At 41.1% G+C, this 16,575-nt stretch carries 12 protein-coding genes; 1 reads left to right on the top strand and 11 read right to left on the bottom strand.

The genetic code is table 11. The annotated features are described in order from the left end of the window. Nucleotides 1–19 precede the first annotated feature (19 nt). The gene (locus COE25_RS13775) at nt 20–2,698 is read right to left on the bottom strand and encodes a calcium-translocating P-type ATPase, SERCA-type (protein WP_098933027.1); all 2,679 of its coding nucleotides are present in this window, start codon (nt 2,696–2,698) and stop codon (nt 20–22) included. Between the two features lie 230 nt (nt 2,699–2,928). On the opposite strand from COE25_RS13775, the gene COE25_RS13780 reads away from it, so the two are divergent. Further along, nucleotides 2,929–4,638: an Rqc2 family fibronectin-binding protein gene (locus tag COE25_RS13780; RefSeq protein ID WP_098933028.1), complete on the top strand. Its 1,710-nt coding sequence runs from the start codon at nt 2,929–2,931 to the stop codon at nt 4,636–4,638. 135 nt (nt 4,639–4,773) lie between these two features. Here COE25_RS13780 and pyrE read toward each other — a convergent pair whose 3' ends face one another. The 10 genes from pyrE to pyrR form a co-directional block, all read right to left on the bottom strand. Further along, nucleotides 4,774–5,418, bottom strand: coding sequence for an orotate phosphoribosyltransferase (pyrE, locus tag COE25_RS13785; protein ID WP_088086334.1), 645 nt, complete (start codon nt 5,416–5,418; stop codon nt 4,774–4,776). After that, on the bottom strand, nt 5,415–6,131 hold the full coding sequence (gene pyrF / locus COE25_RS13790) for an orotidine-5'-phosphate decarboxylase (protein ID WP_098933029.1): 717 nt from the start codon (nt 6,129–6,131) through the stop codon (nt 5,415–5,417). The genes pyrE and pyrF overlap by 4 nt, the downstream gene beginning before the upstream one ends. Then, complete coding sequence (locus COE25_RS13795) at nt 6,103–7,044, bottom strand: dihydroorotate dehydrogenase (protein ID WP_088086332.1); 942 nt, start codon at nt 7,042–7,044, stop codon at nt 6,103–6,105. Before COE25_RS13795 ends, pyrF begins: the two co-directional genes overlap by 29 nt. Then, entirely contained in the window at nt 7,041–7,814 is a 774-nt protein-coding gene (locus COE25_RS13800; protein WP_088086331.1) for a dihydroorotate dehydrogenase electron transfer subunit, read from the bottom strand. The genes COE25_RS13795 and COE25_RS13800 overlap by 4 nt, the downstream gene beginning before the upstream one ends. Continuing rightward, on the bottom strand, nt 7,811–11,017 hold the full coding sequence (carB, locus tag COE25_RS13805; protein WP_098933030.1) for a carbamoyl-phosphate synthase large subunit: 3,207 nt from the start codon (nt 11,015–11,017) through the stop codon (nt 7,811–7,813). The genes COE25_RS13800 and carB overlap by 4 nt, the downstream gene beginning before the upstream one ends. Beyond that, a complete protein-coding gene (locus tag COE25_RS13810; RefSeq protein ID WP_088086329.1) occupies nt 11,010–12,101 on the bottom strand; it encodes a carbamoyl phosphate synthase small subunit in 1,092 nt (363 codons plus the stop codon). Before COE25_RS13810 ends, carB begins: the two co-directional genes overlap by 8 nt. Next, nucleotides 12,098–13,384 carry a dihydroorotase gene (locus tag COE25_RS13815; protein ID WP_098933031.1) on the bottom strand — a complete coding sequence of 429 codons (1,287 nt, stop codon included), beginning with the start codon at nt 13,382–13,384 and terminating at the stop codon, nt 12,098–12,100. Before COE25_RS13815 ends, COE25_RS13810 begins: the two co-directional genes overlap by 4 nt. Continuing rightward, nucleotides 13,344–14,285: an aspartate carbamoyltransferase catalytic subunit gene (locus COE25_RS13820; RefSeq protein ID WP_088090353.1), complete on the bottom strand. Its 942-nt coding sequence runs from the start codon at nt 14,283–14,285 to the stop codon at nt 13,344–13,346. Before COE25_RS13820 ends, COE25_RS13815 begins: the two co-directional genes overlap by 41 nt. A 162-nt stretch (nt 14,286–14,447) precedes the next feature. After that, nucleotides 14,448–15,761, bottom strand: coding sequence for a solute carrier family 23 protein (locus tag COE25_RS13825; protein ID WP_098933032.1), 1,314 nt, complete (start codon nt 15,759–15,761; stop codon nt 14,448–14,450). 173 nt (nt 15,762–15,934) lie between these two features. Next, nucleotides 15,935–16,477 (bottom strand): bifunctional pyr operon transcriptional regulator/uracil phosphoribosyltransferase PyrR, encoded by a 543-nt coding sequence (gene pyrR, locus COE25_RS13830; protein WP_088086326.1) that lies wholly within the window; start codon nt 16,475–16,477, stop codon nt 15,935–15,937. Nucleotides 16,478–16,575: the final 98 nt, after the last annotated feature.

Consider the following 16,575-nt stretch of genomic DNA (forward strand, 5'->3'; position numbering starts at 1 on the left):
TTTTGGATTATAACACACTTTATTTTGTTTTTCTTAACAAAAATGACCCGGCTAGTAAAAAAGTTGGTATCGATGATAATCCAACAATCAACAGCCAATCCTTAGCTTCTACCGGCAATGTGTGAAAAATAGGCTGTAATGGCGGGTAATAAATAACGACAAACATCAATGCAAGTGAAGATAAAACTGCCCAAACAAGGTACTGATTTCCGAAAGGATTTCTCGAGAGCACTGATTTCTCACTGCGGCAATCAAACACATGAATCAGCTGAGCCATGACAAGTGTTGCAAAGGCAACGGTTTGTGCATATTGCAACTTGGCAGGATCGTTATTGTAAACAATCATAAAGGATAGTAATGTTACCAGCCCTATTAGGAAGCCACGTGACACAACCTTCCAGCCCAGCCCTCGCGAGAAAACACCTTCATTTGGACTGCGGGGTTTACGTTTCATTACATTTTCTTCAGGTCGATCGAGCCCAAGTGCCATAGCCGGCAACCCATCAGTAACCAAATTCACCCAAAGGATTTGGATAGGAATAAGCGGCAGTGGCAGCGCTAAAACCATTGCAAACAACATGACCAAAATTTCACCAACATTAGAAGCCAACAAGTATCGAACAAATTTACGAATATTTTCATAGATATTTCTGCCTTCTACTATCGCAGCCTTGATCGTGGCAAAGTTATCATCCAACAATATAAGAGAGGAAGCTTCTTTGGCAACATCTGTCCCGGTAATCCCCATTGCGACTCCAATATCAGCGGCTTTAATAGCTGGCGCATCGTTCACACCATCACCCGTCATTGCGACAATATGTCCGCGATTTTGTAATGCTTTGACAATTTTCAGTTTATGCTCTGGTGAAACCCTAGCAAAAACTGAAACATCATCGACTATTTCTTCAAGCTCTTCGACTGTCATTTCAGATAATGCATTCCCATCAATGACCTTGCTTTTATTCGTTATAATTCCAAGTTGGGAGGCAATCGCTTTTGCAGTGATGACATGGTCACCGGTAATCATGACAGTTTTAATACCTGCTTCTTTACATTCCTTTACAGCCTTTTTCACTTCAGGTCTCGGCGGGTCAATCATTCCCTGAATACCAATAAGCGTTAAATTTTTCTCAGCTTCTCGTTCACTTAAAATAATCGTATTAGCCTGTATTGGTTTAAAGGCAATCGCGATCGTTCGAAGTGCCTTTGATGCGAGTCCATTTATTGCCTCCTGAACCTTCCCTTGTGTCTCTTTATTTAAAAATTGTGTCCTCTCGTCCCAAAGAACGGATTCACTAATATCTAAAATGACGTCCGGCGCCCCTTTTGTGACAATAAAATGCCGTCCCTGCTTGTCTTTAACGTGAACACTCATCATTTTTCTGGTTGAGTCAAATGGGAATTCATTTATGATCGTAAACTCGTCTAATAATTTGGGACGATCAAAACCTGCTTTCATTGCACTTACCAACAGCGCCCCTTCGGTTGGGTCTCCGTCAAGAATATAATCATCATCCTTAATGACTAAATCTGAATGATTACATAACATCCCAAAAATCAGCATTTGTTGCAATGCCTTTTCATCTTTAGGATTAATATTGCGTTCATTTCTATAGAAATTTCCTCGCGGCTGATACCCCACCCCATCAACTGTCCAAGTTTGACCCCCACTCCATAAATGGGTAACCGTCATTTTGTTTTGTGTCATTGTTCCCGTTTTATCTGAACATATGACCGAAGCACAGCCAAGTGTTTCTACTGCGGGCAATTTCCGGACAATGGCATTTTTCTTAATCATTTTTTGCACACCGAGGGATAATGCCACTGTCACGATAGCCGGCAGCCCTTCAGGTATGGCCGCAACTGCAAGAGAAACACCTGCTAAAAACATCTCATATATGTCGTGTCCTCGTAAAACTCCAACCACTACAACCAGAACAGTTAACAGTAAGGCTACTGTAATTAGTATTTTTCCCAGCTGCTCTAAGCGGCGTTGCAATGGAGTATCTTGCGCCTCTGCATTTTGAAGCAAATCTGCAATTTGTCCCATTGCTGTTTTCATACCTGTTGCAATGACGACTCCTATCCCGCTTCCCCTCGTAATCATCGTACCCATAAATGCGATATTCTCCATATCTCCTATGCCAGGGTTAGGGTTAGTCAGGATTTCTATATGCTTGGAAACAGGGACGGATTCTCCTGTAAGCGCTGATTCTTCAATTTCTAAACTTTTTGACTCAATCACACGGACGTCGGCACCGATGCGGTCCCCACTGACAAACTTCAAAATATCCCCTACCACAATTTCCTTCGAAGGAATTTTGATCCACTGACCATCCCGGAGCACAGAGACCTGTGGTGCAGATAATGCCTTTAATGCCTGAAGTGATTTCTCTGCCCGCCTTTCTTGAAAAAAACCAAGAAAGCCATTGATAATTACGATGGCAATAATAGCAATGGCATCAATATATTCGCCAAGCAATCCTGAGATTAAGGTGGCTGCGAGAAGAACTAAGACCATAAAATCCTTAAATTGACTAAAAAATAAGAGTAAAGCTGATTGCTTTTCTCCTTCGTCCAACTCATTTAGTCCGTGCAAATTAATTCTCTTTTTTACTTCTTCCTGTGATAATCCAGAAGAAAAGTCGGTTTCTAGAGACTTTTCTACTTGTTCTATCTGCATTTCATGGAATTTCATCCGACCATCTCACTTCCCCCTTTAAATACCTATAAATACCTGCTCTAAAGAAAGCTTATTCAGGGTCGTCCAAAAAAATGCTATGATATAGTGAAAGATAAATTAGATAATAAATGGAACCCTATTGATTGGAGCGGAAATCAACGGGCATGTTTAACAGAGCAAAAATAAGACAGTATTTTTTTAGTAGGATATAATAAATTCAATGATTGTAGTAAAGGATGTTTTCCATGTCATTTGATGGTTTATTTACAAAAGCAATGGTCGATGAACTTGTTCGTTCCTTAAAGGGCGGACGGATCAATAAGGTTCATCAACCCTATAAAAATGAAGTAATTCTCACGATTCGTGCGAATGGAGTTAATCAAAAGCTGCTTTTATCAGCACACCCAAGCTACGCGCGGGTCCAATTCACGAATGAAGCTTACGATAATCCTAGTGAAGCCCCAATGTTCTGTATGCTGCTTAGGAAGCATATTGAGGGGTATATTTTAGAGGATATATATCAAGTAGAAACAGATCGGATGATAGTACTAGAAATAAAGGGCAGAAATGAAATTGGCGATATCAGCTATAAACAATTAATTATTGAAATTATGGGCAGACATAGCAATATCGTCCTGGTTGATAAAACACGAAATGTCATACTTGATAGTATCAAACATGTCTCCTTTGCCGTCAATAGCCACAGGGCCATTTTGCCAGGACAGCCTTATGTATTTCCGCCAGAACAGAATAAGCAAAATCCGTTTCATTCGAGCGAAGATGATCTATTAAGAAAAATTGATTACAATGCAGGAAAACTCGACCGCCAATTAGTTGAGCAATTTGCAGGGATCTCTCCCCTTTTTGCCAAGGAAGTTATATTCCAAAGTGGTCTTGCCAATCGTTCTACAATTCCAGGAACGTTTAATCGTATGATTAAAAAGGTGGAAACAGGTGAGATTTCTCCTTCGATTATATCGTCTGGCGGTAAGGACGCTTTTTACTTATTTCCCCTTGAGCATCTAAAAGGAGAAATAAAGACCTTCCACACACTAAGTGAAATGCTTGACCGTTTTTATTTTGGCAAAGCGGAAAGAGACCGGGTCAAGCAGCAAGGAAATGATATAGAACGATTTATTCAAAATGAAAAAGAAAAGAATGAAAAGAAAATTAACAAACTGAAGGCTACTCTGAAAGAAGCAGAAAAGGCTGATCAATATCAACGCTCTGGCGAGTTGTTAACTGCCAATTTATATGCTGCTAAGAAAGGGATGCGTGATATTGAAGTTCTCGATTATTATGATGAATCTGGTGGAACGATATTAATTCCGCTTGACCCCAGAAAGACACCATCTGAAAATGCCCAAAAGTATTTTTCAAAATACCAAAAGGCAAAAAATGCAGTTGAAATTGTCGTTGATCAAATTGAAAAGGCACAAGTCGAAGTAGCTTATTTTGATAATTTACTACAGCAGGTACAAGCTGCCTCACCAAAGGATATTCATGAGATTCGTGAAGAATTAGTTGAGGGTGGCTATATCCGCGAACGGCAGAAAAAGAAATTGAAAAAGTCTCAGAATGCTAAACCAATTTTAGATCACTTCTTATCTACAGATGGGACGGATATCATCGTTGGAAAAAATAATAAACAAAATGACTATTTAACAAATAAGCTGGCAGCAAGGGATGAGATTTGGCTCCATACGAAAGATATTCCCGGCTCACACGTGGTGATTCGCAGCAAGGAACCATCTGATGAGACGATTCGGGAGGCTGCCGTTTTAGCCTCTTATTTTAGTAAAGCGAGGAATTCAAGCTCTGTTCCTGTCGACTTTACGAAGGTCCGGTTTGTTAAAAAACCTAGCGGTGCAAAGCCTGGATTTGTGATTTACGACAATCAACAGACGGTTTATGTAACACCGGATGAAGAATTGGTGCTGAAATTGAAGAAATAGAAGGAAAAGAGGGCACCCGGTAGAACTTGGATGCCCTCTTTTTCTATTTATCAGCGGATATTACCTGTTTATCAGCGAATTTCACAATTCTCTGGGCGAATCTCAAATTGAAAGATATCCCACTTCCTTATTTTATTAAAGAGTAACCTCATCAAATTGTTTACTCCATTCAGAAGGTGCCTGACTCCACGATAATAAACTCTCTTGATCCGTTTCCATTATGTAGCCTTTTTCAATCGCTACCTTTACTAATGCAGGAAAGTTAGTCAGTGACAGACTCTTAATATCAGCTTGTTCAAATGCTTCCTTTCCCTTTTCCAGCCCATATGTAAAAATGGAGACAACTCCAAGCACTTCACAGCCTGCTTCCCGTAATGCTTGAACTGCCGTAATCACACTGCCCCCTGTTGAAATTAAATCCTCAACAACGACAACTTTTTGACCTGATTCAACCTTGCCTTCTATCTGATTTCCTTTGCCATGCCCCTTTGCCTTTGAACGAACATAGCACATTGGTAAATCCATTAGTTCACTCACCCATGCTGCATGCGGGATCCCTGCTGTCGCCGTACCAGCAATAACTTCAGCTTCTGAAAAATTCTCAAGGATGAGTTTTTGCAAGCCAGCAGCAATTTCTCTTCTAACAGCCGGGAATGAGAGAGTTAGCCGATTATCACAATAGATTGGTGACCGGAGCCCTGATGTCCAAGTAAATGGATCCTGTGGCTTTAAGGCAACCGCATTAATTTCTAATAATCTTTCAGCAATCACGTGTTTCATTGTCGTATCCCCTTCCATACTTCCATCCATTTTTCATAGCTTTTCACTGGGTCAACTGACCGAGTAATCGAACGCCCCACAACAATAGAACTTACCCCCGAATTTCTCGCAAAATCCGGTGTAGCCACTCTCTTTTGATCTCCAACCTGATCAGACTCCATGCGAATTCCTGGGCATACGGTCAAAAACGATTGCCCAGCTTTCTCCCTAATAAAAGCAGCTTCCCATGCAGAGCAGACGATACCTTCCAGGCCAGCTTCTTTTGTAAGTAACGCATAATGTAAAACGGATTCTTCCAATGAAACAGGAATGAGCTGTTCTTTATTCATTTGCTCTTCTGATGTACTCGTCAACTGTGTTACCGCGATGCAATCAGGTCGTTTACGTCCTGCAGAAGTCCCTGCCTCCAGTCCTTCAAGTGCAGCTGCCATCATCTCTTTTCCCCCAGCAGCATGAACATTAACTAAGTCACATTCCAATCGGGCAAGCCCCTTCATCGCACTTTTCACAGTGTTCGGAATATCATGAAGCTTTAAATCCAGAAAAATATGATGACCTTTTTCTTTTAATTGATGAACGATTGAAGGGCCTTCCTGATAAAATAACTCCATGCCGACTTTCACAAAAAGCTCTCTGCCTTCAAAACACTGCAAAAATCGATTCACTTCGCTGCCATTGGCAAAATCAAGCGCGATGATAAGCGAGTTGTCCATCTTCCTTCCAGCTCCTTCCTGTACATTCACTGATGTGTTCAAAGCCTAATTTTTCTAGTAAAGCTGGTAATTCCTCAATAATGGTTGGACATACGAAGGGATCCACAAAATTTGCAGTTCCAACTGCTACGGCACTTGCGCCTGCATAGAAATACTCAATCACATCGGCAGCCGACTCAATTCCACCCATGCCAATAATCGGAATGGATACAGCCTGACTGACCTCATAAATCATCCGAATGGCCACAGGTTTAATAGCTGGACCTGATAAGCCGCCTGTACGATTGGCTAAAATCGGTTTGCCCGTTTTTAAATCAAGCCTCATCCCAACAAGTGTATTTATCATGGTTAAACCATCGGCGCCCCCAGCTTCCACCGCTTTCGCCATTTCTACAATATTAGTGACATTCGGTGACAGTTTCACATACACTGGCACTTCAGAAACTTCCTTTACCTTCCGGGTTAATTGCTTAGCTACTTCAGGTATTGTACCAAATGCAATCCCTCCCGTTTTTACATTTGGACAAGAGATATTTAGTTCCAATGCATGCACATTTGGTGCTTTTGATATTCTTCGAGCAACCTCCACATAATCCTCTTCGAGTGACCCTGCAACATTTGCGATAATCGGGACATCGTACCGGGAGAGCCAAGGCAGCTCTGCGCCTAGTACTTTTTCAAGGCCTGGATTTTGCAATCCGATTGCATTTAACATCCCTGATGTTGTTTCTGCTACCCTTGGGGTTAGGTTTCCGAACCGCGGTTCTACTGTTGTGGCTTTAATCATAATCGCGCCCAATACACTCAAATCATAAAATTGGCTGTACTCCCGTCCAAATCCAAAACATCCCGAGGCAGGCATGATAGGATTTTTCAGTGTTAAACCCGGCAAATCGATGTTCAAACGGCTCATATCAATACCTCCCCGGCGCGAAAAACGGGCCCATCGCTGCATACCTTTTTATAGGAAACTCCGGTTGGGTCATCTTTACTTTTACACACGCAGGCAAAGCATGCCCCAATTCCGCAGCCCATTCGTTCTTCTAATGATAAAAACATTTTTTTATCTGAATAACTTTGTTCAATTGCCTTTAACATTGGTGTTGGTCCACATGTATAAATACAATCAAATCGTAATTCCTTCATGACATCTGTTACAAATCCTTTCCTTCCATAGGAACCGTCAACAGTAGTTACGTAGGTTTCACCATTTTCTAAAAATTCCTTTTCGTAAAAAACCGCCGCTTCCGTTTGAAAGCCTAGGACATGGATAACCTTTACACCTTTTTCGACTAATTGATTAGAAAGTTCATATAGTGGCGGAACACCGATTCCACCGCCAACAAGCAAGGCCGTCTCACCTCTGCTGACTTCATCGACAGGAAAGCCATTGCCGAGCGGGCCAAGGATGTCAATTTGCTTCCCTGGACCCAATTCTGCTAGCATTGTTGTTCCTCTTCCTTCCTTGCGATAGATCATGGTCATGCTCTTTTGTTTTTTATCGAAGGAAGAGATACTAATGGGCCTTCGTAAAAGCGGGTCCCACCCATTTGAGACCCTAATATGCACGAATTGACCCGGGGCACTAATTTGTCCGACCAATTCTCCTTTAACAGTAAGCTCATATATGTCTGCAGCAATTTCTTTTTGGCTGCTGATTTTGCATAACTCTTTTCTAATCAAGCAAAGACAGCCTCCTTTTTTATTGAATCCATCGCTTCAGCCGAGAAGTTCATCGACTCAATCACTTTAAGGATAGCATCTGCTGTGTCTAATGATGTTAAACACGGAACCCCATTTTCAACAGCTTCCCGGCGGATTCTAAACCCATCGCGTTGCGGTTGTTTTCCTTTAGTCAGTGTATTAATAATGAATTGCGCCTCTCCATGTTGAATGACATCCAAAAGCGTCTTTCCTTCCGAACCAATCTTTCCAACCTCTTTGACTCTTAGTCCAGCCGCCTCTAAGATAGCTGCTGTACCGCTCGTTGCCATTAAACGATAGCCGTTAGCGGAAAATCGCTTCGCCAGCTTTAACGCTTCCTGTTTATCTTTATCTGCTACAGTAAACAATACCGTACCAAACTTTTGGATGTTCATTCCTGATGCAACTAATCCTTTATAGAGAGCCTTTTCAAGCGTTACATCCTTACCCATTACTTCCCCTGTCGATTTCATTTCAGGTCCTAGGGTTATATCCACACTTTTGAGCTTAGCAAAGGAGAAAACAGGAACCTTTACGAAAACCCCTTCTTTTTCAGTAGCAAGACCAGGAATGTACCCTTGATCAACAATCGATACGCCTAAAATTGCTTTAGTGGCTATTTTCGCCATTGGAAGATTCGTTATTTTACTTAAGAATGGAACCGTACGGCTTGAACGCGGATTGACCTCAAGCACATAGACTTGATCCCCTGCCAGAACGTACTGGATATTTAATAATCCGATAATGTTTAAGCCCTTTGCTAATTTCTCTGTATACTCCACAAGTGTTTGTTTTACTGTCTCAGTAAGAGTTTGCGGCGGATACACAGCAATCGAATCACCAGAATGGACCCCAGCTCGCTCGATATGTTCCATAATTCCAGGTATGAGTACATTTTCTCCATCACAGATGGCATCTACTTCGATTTCTTTTCCTGTTAAATAGCGGTCAATCAACACTGGATGATCTGGATTAATTTTTACAGCATTTTTCATGTAGTGAAGTAATTCGTCTTCATGGTAGACAATTTCCATTGCCCTTCCCCCAAGAACATAGGATGGGCGGACTAGAACGGGATAGGCGATTTCGTTGGCAATTACCACCGCTTCTTCCACTGATAATGCTGTTTTCCCTAACGGCTGCGGAATATTTAATTGTTGAAGAGCATGTTCAAACTTATCTCTATTTTCAGCACGGTCTATATCTTCAAGGCTTGTTCCAAGTATTTTAACCCCATTTTCAGCAAGATCTGCGGCAAGGTTGATAGCTGTTTGCCCGCCAAATTGGACCACAACCCCAATTGGATTTTCTAACTCAATAATACTCATGACATCTTCGATCGTCAGCGGCTCGAAGTAAAGCTTATCAGAAATACTGAAATCGGTGGATACCGTTTCAGGGTTATTATTAATAATAATTGCTTCATATCCTGCTTCCTTAATAGCTTTAACCGAATGAACAGTAGCATAGTCAAACTCAATTCCTTGACCAATACGGATGGGTCCCGACCCGAGAACAATCACACTTTTTCTGTCCGTTACCACCGACTCGTTTTCCTCTTCGTACGTACCATAGTAATAAGGTGTTTCCGATTCAAATTCTGCTGCACAAGTATCAACCATTTTATAAACAGGGATAATCCCTAAGCTCTTGCGCAGGTTAAAAATCTCTTTTTCAGTACTATTCCAAAGTTCAGCGATTTTTTTATCAGTAAAACCTTTTTGCTTTGCTTCAAAAAGGATTTCGTTATCAAAAGGATTAGCAGAGATATTTGCTTCCAGACATATAATCCCTTCCATTTTCTTCAAGAAAAATAAATCAATTTTACTCCATTGATGCAAGGTTTCTATGGTTAGTCCTCGTTTTAACGCCTCTGCAATGTAGAAGAGACGCTCATCTCCTGCTTTTCGAATCCGCTTCTCGAGTAATTCATCATCAATTTCCTCCGCACCATTTAATTCAAAATGGAAGACGCCCGCCTCAAGGGAACGAATGGCTTTTAATAGGGATTCTTCAAACGTCCGGCCAATCGCCATAATTTCTCCGGTTGCTTTCATTTGCGTCCCTAGTGAACGATTCCCTGATTCAAATTTATCAAACGGCCATCTAGGGATTTTTGTTACAATATAATCGAGAGCTGGTTCAAAACTTGCGTACGTTTTCCCAGTAACCGGGTTCAACATTTCATCCAGCGTTAAGCCAACGGCAATTTTTGCAGCAAGCTTGGCAATTGGATAACCAGTGGCTTTTGATGCTAATGCCGAAGAACGGCTAACACGTGGATTAACTTCGATTATATAGTAATTGTAGCTATCTGGATCTAAGGCCAGCTGAACGTTACAGCCCCCTTCAATCCCTAAAGCACGAATGATTTTTAGTGATACATTCCTTAGCAGTTGATATTCTCGATCACTTAGGGTCTGACTTGGTGCAACCACAATGGAGTCCCCAGTATGAACACCCACCGGATCAATATTTTCCATGTTACAAACGACAATTGCATTGTCGTTTCCATCGCGCATAACTTCGTATTCAATTTCTTTGAAACCGGCAATACTTTTTTCGAGCAAACATTGATTCACAGGACTATGCTTTAGTCCGCTAGCAATGATTTCCTCAAGTTCTTCTGTATTATGACAGATGCCGCCTCCCGTTCCACCTAGAGTATAGGCAGGACGGACAATCACAGGGAAACCAATCTGTTCAACAAAAGCCTTAGCTTCAGCTAATTCATGAATGATTGCACTATCAGGTACCGGTTCGTTTAACTCATTCATTAAGCTGCGGAATAGGTCCCGATCTTCTGCTTGTTTAATCGCGGAAAGTTTAGTACCAAGAATTTCAACCTCGCACTCAGCTAAAACTCCGGATTCAGACAACTCAACGGCCAGATTAAGACCTGTTTGTCCGCCGAGAGTAGCTAGAAGGGAGTCTGGACGTTCTTTACGAATAATTCTGCTGACAAACTCTACTGTTAATGGTTCGATATACACAGCATCAGCAATTTCTGTATCTGTCATGATGGTTGCAGGATTAGAGTTTACTAGAATAACACGATAGCCTTCTTCTTTTAGAGCGATACATGCTTGAGTACCAGCATAGTCGAATTCTGCAGCCTGCCCAATGACGATTGGACCCGAACCAATTACTAAAATGGAGTTGATATCTGTACGTTTAGGCATTTGCTGTAACCTCCTGTTTGTTCTCTTCCATTAGGGCAAGAAACTGATCAAATAAGCCGTTTGCATCTTCAGGTCCTGGAGATGCTTCCGGATGATACTGAACAGTAAATGCCGGATAATCTAGGTGTTTTAGTCCCTCAACCGTTCCATCATTTATGGCAATATGAGTAATTTGTAATCTTGTGCTTTTGATTGACTCTTCTTCAACTGTATATCCATGGTTTTGTGCGGTAATCGCAACTTTCCCTGTAGATAAGTCTTTGACAGGTTGATTGGAACCGCGATGACCAAACTTCATTTTTTCGGTGTTCGCCCCGCAGGCCAGGGCAAATAACTGATGGCCAAGACAAATTCCGAATAATGGGACTCTGCCTAAAACTCCTTTTAACATATCGATTGCTTCTGGTACATCCTTTGGATCCCCAGGTCCATTTGACAGCATAATTCCGTCTGGACTTAATTGAATAATTTCTTCAGCAGTAGTGTGATATGGTACAACGATCACATCACAGCCGCGCTGATTTAATTCACGTAAAATTCCATGCTTCATTCCAAAATCAACAAGTACAACTCTTTTCCCACGTCCAGGACTAGGATAGGCATTTTTAGTTGATACTTGGCGTACCTGATCGATTGGAAGTGATGTTCCACGCAATTTTTGTAGAACCTCATTTGCATCTTTTTCAATACTGCAAATTGCTCCTTTTAGTGTTCCATATTGGCGGATAATTCTTGTCAATTTTCGTGTATCAATCCCAGCAATCCCAGGGATTTTTTTCATTTCAAAATATTCGTCTAACGTACATTCACTTCTCCAATTGGACGGAAATTCAGCCGCTTCTTTTACAACGAATCCCTTTACAGCCGGATTGATCGATTCGAAATCATCACGATTAATCCCATAGTTACCAATTAGCGGATAAGTTAGTGTAACAATTTGTCCACAATAGGATGGGTCAGAAAGGATTTCTTGATAGCCAGTCATACCTGTGTTAAACACCACTTCACCAATCGTTTCAGTATCACTGCCAAATCCTTTACCAATAAAAATTGTACCGTCTTCTAAGATAAGCTGTTTTTTCATGCTAGTACACATCCTTTTTCCCAAGCAATTTGCCCTCCAGCAATGGTCATATCAGGCCACCCTTTACATTTCCAACCGCCAAATGGAGTATTTTTTCCTTTTGATAAGAATTCTTCTGGTTTAATTTCATATTCATCATCGAGGTTCAAGATTACTAAATCTCCTGGTGCGCCTACTTCTATTCTTCCATATGGAAGCCCGAATGCTTCCGCTGGTTTTATTGTTAAAAATTCAATTAATTGGTTAAGCGTGATGATATTTTTTAATACAAAATGTGTATACAGCAGTGGGAACGCAGTTTCTAGTCCAACAATTCCGAATGGAGCGAGAACCATTCCTTCACTTTTTTCTTCTGCTGTATGCGGCGCATGATCGGTTGCAATAAAATCAATCGTTCCATCTAGAAGTCCTTCGATTAGGGCCGTTCTGTCATCTGCACCACGAAGCGGTGGATTCATCTTGAAATTCGTATCAAGGCCTGGAATATCATCTTCAGATAATAATAAATGATGCGGTGATACTTCTGCGGTTACATTAATGCCTGCTCGTTTTGCATCCTTTACCACCCGGACGGATTCCTTAGTACTAATATGGCAGACATGATAATGACAGCCTGTGGCTTCGGCTAAGAGGACATCTCTTGCAATCTGAACTGATTCACAGATGGAAGGAATACCATTCAAGCCATGTTTCTCTGAGAAAGAACCTTCATGGACACAGCCTTTATTAATTAGCGTGTTTTCTTCGCAGTGTGCAACGATTGCCATATTATTAGCAGCCGCTTTCCGCATCGCTGCTAGCATCCTCTCAGCCGACTGAACACCGACACCATCATCGGTAAAGGCAAATGCCCCCGCTTCTTTTAATGCCTCAAAATCTGTTAGTTCCTGGCCAAGCTGTCTTATCGTAATCGATGCATATGGCAAAACCCTTACCTTTGCTGTTTCGTTGATTCTGTTTTGCAACCATTCCATTTGTTCCTTGGTGTCAGGCACCGGTCTTGTATTTGGCATCGCTGCAATTGTTGTAAACCCGCCCCTAGCTGCGGCAAGTGTCCCTGTAGCGATGGTTTCCTTTTTTTCGCCGCCAGGCTCACGAAGATGAACATGTAGATCAATAAATCCTGGTGAAACTAACTTCCCAGCTGCATCCACTATCCGATCCACAATCGCATCAATGTTCGATTCAACTCTTGTGATAATACCATTTTCTACCAATATATCAGTTTGTTTTGTTTCCCCATTAGATGCTATGTAGCATGCGTTCTGAATAAGAATGTTCATAATTTTTTCCTCCTTCAAGACTTTCGATTGATCTCTTAATTGCTGCCATTCTTACATATACACCGTTTTCCATTTGCTTAAAAATTCTTGACCGCTTGCACTCCACAAGACTATCAGCTATTTCTACATTTCTATTTACTGGAGCGGGATGCATAATGATACTGCCCGGCTTCATCATTTTTTCTCTTTCTAAAGTAAGCCCAAATTGTTTATGGTACTCATTTGCTGTAAAACTGCTTTTATTATGGTGCCGTTCGTGTTGAACTCGCAGCAGCATTACTACATCTGCTTCTTGTACTGCCTGATCAATAGGCCTATACCTAGATATATCTACACTCCTAGTATCAAACCATTCTTCTGGTCCAGAAAAAACCACTTCCGCTCCCAGCCTGGTCAGAACATCTGCATTGGAACGCGCCACCCTGCTATGTCGGATGTCTCCAATAATGGCAATTTTTAATCCTGCAAATTGGCAAAATTCTTGTTGGATGGTCAATAAATCTAGAAGCGATTGTGTTGGATGATGTCCGCATCCATCACCGCCATTGATGATTGGGATGTTAATCTTCCCAACTAACTCATCAAAGTATCGATCCTGATCATGACGAATGACAATCGTATTTACGCCAATTGATTCTAAGGTCTTCACAGTATCATAAAGTGTCTCCCCTTTTTGAACACTTGAGGTTAGAACTTCAAAAGGGATAACTTCTAATCCTAATCTTCTTTGTGCAACTTCAAAGCTGCTCTTAGTTCTTGTGCTTGGTTCGAAAAATAGATTGGCAGTAAACATTTGCCCTTCAGGATGCCACTTCATTCCGTTTTTGAATCCATGAGCATCTGCTAAGATTTGATTAATCTCCTCCACCTTTAATTCATTTGTGGTTAGTAAGTGATTTATCATCAGTCTTTTTCCCGCCTCTCATTTTGATAAAGAAACACCCTGACCATTGGTTGGTTCAGGGTGTAAGAATTCACGACTTAATCCATGAGATTAAAATCATGGAATCAAGCTTACACCCTTATAAATCTCACTGGATTTATTTAAAAAGTTGAAACTTTATTATGCAGTTTTCCGCTTTTCTGAGGATTGATTCTCCTCAAGCATATTTTCATTAATTGGTTCTTTGCCAGGTAGGATGAGATTTAAGAGAACCCCGCAAATTGCTGCCAATGCCATACCTTGGATTTGCAATGATTCAGATACTTTTATCACAGCGCCACCGATTCCAATTACCAGTATGACAGAAGATATGACAAGGTTACGCTTGTTTCCAAAATCAATTTTGCTATCAACCAGCATTCGCAACCCTGAAGAAGCAATAATTCCGAAAAGCAGAATCGAAACTCCGCCCATAACTGGTGTTGGAATGGTCCCGATTAAGGTCGTTATTTTTCCAATAAAACCAAAGATGATAGCGAAGACTGCTGCACCAGCAATGACATACACACTGTATACTCGTGTAATGGCAAGGACACCAATGTTTTCACCATAAGTTGTTTTTGGGGGGCCGCCAACCAAGGCAGAAATAATTGTTGCTGTTCCATCACCAAGAATCGAGCGGTGCAAGCCGGGTTCTTTAATATAATCACGACCAACTACTTTACTTAGTACTAACTGGTGTCCGATATGTTCCGATAAAGTTACAATTGCAACTGGTACCATTAACAGGACTAAATCCCAAGTGAATTTTACTTTATAGCTTACAAATGGAAGGATAAATTCAGGCATTTCAAACCATTTAGCATCTAATACTGGTGTGAAATCGACGATCCCAACTAATAGTGCATAGATATATCCCACAATAATCCCTGCTAAGATAGGTATCATGCTTAACATTTTTTTGGCATATATCGAAAAAATAATTGTTGCTGCCAAGGTTACAAGTGCGACGGAGAAATGAAGCAAACTGTACTTTCCGCTTGCAGGACTATTCATCGCCATATTCACTGCAGTTCCGGATAGAGCTAATCCGATAACAATGATAACTGGGCCGACAACAATTGGCGGCAGCAGGTTCATGATCCAGCGATGCCCCGCCTTGCTGATGACAAGTGCAACAATTCCGTAAACTAATCCTGCGAGAAAAGTACCGACCATCGCACCACCAGGGCCACCTGCTGCTTTGGCAGCAATGACAGGTGCGATAAAGGCAAAGGATGAACCCAGATAAGCTGGAACCTTGAATTTAGTTATTAATAAAAACGCCAATGTTCCAAGTCCACTTGAAATAAGTGCAATCGCTGGGCTTAAACCCACTAGGTAGGGAACAAGTATTGTTGCACCGAACATAGCAAACAAATGCTGTAAGCTTAATGTTATCCATTGAAAGGGTTTTGGGATCTCTTTTACGTCTAAGATAGGCTTATTGTTCATTTGGATTTCCCCCATTTAATCTACTGCTTTATTTTAGTATCTATTTTTTTCATAAAAAAAACCCTCTTTGCCGGTAAGGGTACAAAGAGGGTATGGAAATGCCTTAATGAAGTCTCATGTTGGCATATTCCCCTTTGTCAGCCTCACAGGACTAAATTTAAAAGGGTTGCTATTTATTTTTCAAATATACTTACTTGATCAACCTTATCCACTTCGGCTAACTCAACAACGATTTTTTCGTCACTTGAGGTTGGGATATTTTTCCCGACATAATCTGCCCGGATTGGAAGTTCACGATGTCCTCGGTCGACTAATACCGCAAGTTGGATAACTGATGGGCGTCCTATATCCATTAAGGCATCCAGTCCTGCTCTGACTGTTCTTCCCGTATATAAAACATCATCAACAAGAATTACTTTTTTATTATTTATACCAACCGGAATATCTGAGCCTTTAACAAGTGGTTCTTGACTTTCCGTCTTCTTAGTTAAATCGTCTCGATAAAGGGTAATATCTATCTCACCTATAGCAATCGACTTGCCCTCAATCTCTTCAATTTTTGCTGCAAGTCGATCCGCAAGATAGATGCCTCTCGTCCGGATACCAACCAGAATGCAGTCTTCTATACCTTTGTTTTTTTCAATAATTTGGTGGGCAATTCTAGTCAGCGCTCTACTGATTGCTTGTTCATCAAGGACAACAGCTTTTTGGTTCATATTACACCTTCTTCTTTAGTAAAAATAAAAAACCTCTCACCCAATTCTGGTGAGAGGATAACAAGTTAATTTATAGATATGGGCATAATTTGCCCATT

This window comes from Bacillus sp. AFS031507, from assembly GCF_002584635.1.
Lineage (GTDB): Bacteria > Bacillota > Bacilli > Bacillales > Cytobacillaceae > Neobacillus.

Excerpts from the sequence above, each read along its gene's own strand:
- COE25_RS13775 (WP_098933027.1), bottom strand. The coding sequence starts at position 2,698 with ATGAAATTCCATGAAATGCAGATAGAACAAGTAGAAAAGTCTCTAGAA.
- COE25_RS13780 (WP_098933028.1), top strand. The coding sequence starts at position 2,929 with ATGTCATTTGATGGTTTATTTACAAAAGCAATGGTCGATGAACTTGTT.
- pyrE (WP_088086334.1), bottom strand. The coding sequence starts at position 5,418 with ATGAAACACGTGATTGCTGAAAGATTATTAGAAATTAATGCGGTTGCC.
- pyrF (WP_098933029.1), bottom strand. The coding sequence starts at position 6,131 with ATGGACAACTCGCTTATCATCGCGCTTGATTTTGCCAATGGCAGCGAA.
- COE25_RS13795 (WP_088086332.1), bottom strand. The coding sequence starts at position 7,044 with ATGAGCCGTTTGAACATCGATTTGCCGGGTTTAACACTGAAAAATCCT.
- carB (WP_098933030.1), bottom strand. The coding sequence starts at position 11,017 with ATGCCTAAACGTACAGATATCAACTCCATTTTAGTAATTGGTTCGGGT.
- COE25_RS13810 (WP_088086329.1), bottom strand. The coding sequence starts at position 12,101 with ATGAAAAAACAGCTTATCTTAGAAGACGGTACAATTTTTATTGGTAAA.
- COE25_RS13815 (WP_098933031.1), bottom strand. The coding sequence starts at position 13,384 with ATGAACATTCTTATTCAGAACGCATGCTACATAGCATCTAATGGGGAA.
- COE25_RS13825 (WP_098933032.1), bottom strand. The coding sequence starts at position 15,761 with ATGAACAATAAGCCTATCTTAGACGTAAAAGAGATCCCAAAACCCTTT.
- pyrR (WP_088086326.1), bottom strand. The coding sequence starts at position 16,477 with ATGAACCAAAAAGCTGTTGTCCTTGATGAACAAGCAATCAGTAGAGCG.